General features: G+C 62.3%; 1 protein-coding gene. It reads right to left on the bottom strand.

Annotated elements, in window-relative coordinates; all coding sequences use genetic code 11:
• Positions 1–67 precede the first annotated feature (67 nt).
• On the bottom strand, positions 68–1270 hold the full coding sequence (locus tag AB4Z00_RS26530) for an IS256 family transposase (protein ID WP_442047901.1): 1203 nt from the start codon (positions 1268–1270) through the stop codon (positions 68–70).
• Positions 1271–1371 lie beyond the last annotated feature (101 nt).

Here is a 1371-nt window from a genome sequence, read left to right as displayed (position 1 = left end):
GATCGTGTCCCGAGAGGTGGTGTAGCTTTTCTGGACCACCTTGCTTTTCGGCCTCAGCCTGAGCCGATCATGAGCCGGGTACTGCCGACAGCATGACAATGGGATTGTCGCTGAGCGGGGCCATCGTTTCAAGCGTCATGTACCGCGCGCGCTGGACGGCCCATTCGTCGGACTGTTCCATGAGGATGGCTCCGACGAGGCGGGTGATGGCGGCTTCGTTCGGGAAGATCCCAACGACCTCGGTCCGCCGTTTGATTTCGCCATTAAGGCGCTCGATGGGGTTTGTGCTGTGTAGTTTGGCGCGATGCTCGCGCGGGAATGTCATGTAGGCCAACACATCGGGCTCAGCGTCGTCCATCAGCGTGGCTAGCTTGGGCAGTTTGGGCCGCACTTGGTCGGCGATCGAACGCCACTGCTGGCTCGCAGCTTCTGGAGTTTCCTGGGCGAAGGCGGTGGCGATGAAGGCGGAGACGACGCGCCTGCCGCTCTTGCCGGCATGGGCGAGTGCATTGCGCATGAAGTGGACGCGGCAGCGCTGCCAGGTCGCGCACAGCAGTTTGGAGACCGCCGCCTTAATGCCTTCGTGCGCATCGGAGATGACCAGCTTAACGCCACGCAGTCCTCGGCGCGTCAGTTTGCGCAGGAAGGCGGTCCAGAACGGCTCGGCCTCGGAAGGACCGATATCCATGCCTAGCACCTCGCGGCGGCCATCGCTGTTGACGCCCACCGCGACGATCACCGCCACCGACACGATACGCCCGTTCTGCCGGACTTTCACGTAGGTGGCGTCGATCCATAGGTACGGCCAGTCGCCTTCGATTGGGCGCTCGAGGAAGGCACCGACCTTCTCGTCGAGTTCCTCGCACAGCCGGCTGACCTGGCTCTTCGAGATCCCATCCATACCCAGCGCCTTTACCAGGTCATCTACCGAGCGGGTGGAGATGCCCTGGATATACGCTTCCTGGATCACTGCGGTCAGCGCCCGCTCGGCCATGCGACGGGGTTCGAGGAAGCCGGGGAAGTAGCTTCCCTTCCTGAGCTTGGGGATGCGTAGTTCGACCGTCCCCGCTCGCGTCTGCCAGTCGCGCTCGCGGTAGCCGTTGCGCTGGACCAGCCTCGCCGCAGATTTCTCGCCGTGGCCGGCTCCGGTCAGGTTGCCGACTTCCATCTCCATCAGCCGCTCGGCGGCAAACGAAATCATCTCGCGCAGAATATCTGCATCGGGGGCCTTCTCTACCAGCGAACGCAAGTGCATCATCGGATCGGTCATCGTGATTCCTTCCGTCAGGTTTGAGCTTCACAACCCAAACCTACCCGAAAATCACGGTGACCACCTCAGCCTTCAGCTACACCACGTCCTGGGACACGATC

The sequence above is a fragment of the Novosphingobium sp. YAF33 genome (genome assembly GCF_052113265.1).
In the GTDB taxonomy this organism is placed as follows: Bacteria; Pseudomonadota; Alphaproteobacteria; order Sphingomonadales; family Sphingomonadaceae; genus Novosphingobium.
The sequence above is the reverse complement of the archived record's forward strand: the minus strand, read 5'-3'. Positions and strand labels throughout refer to the sequence as shown.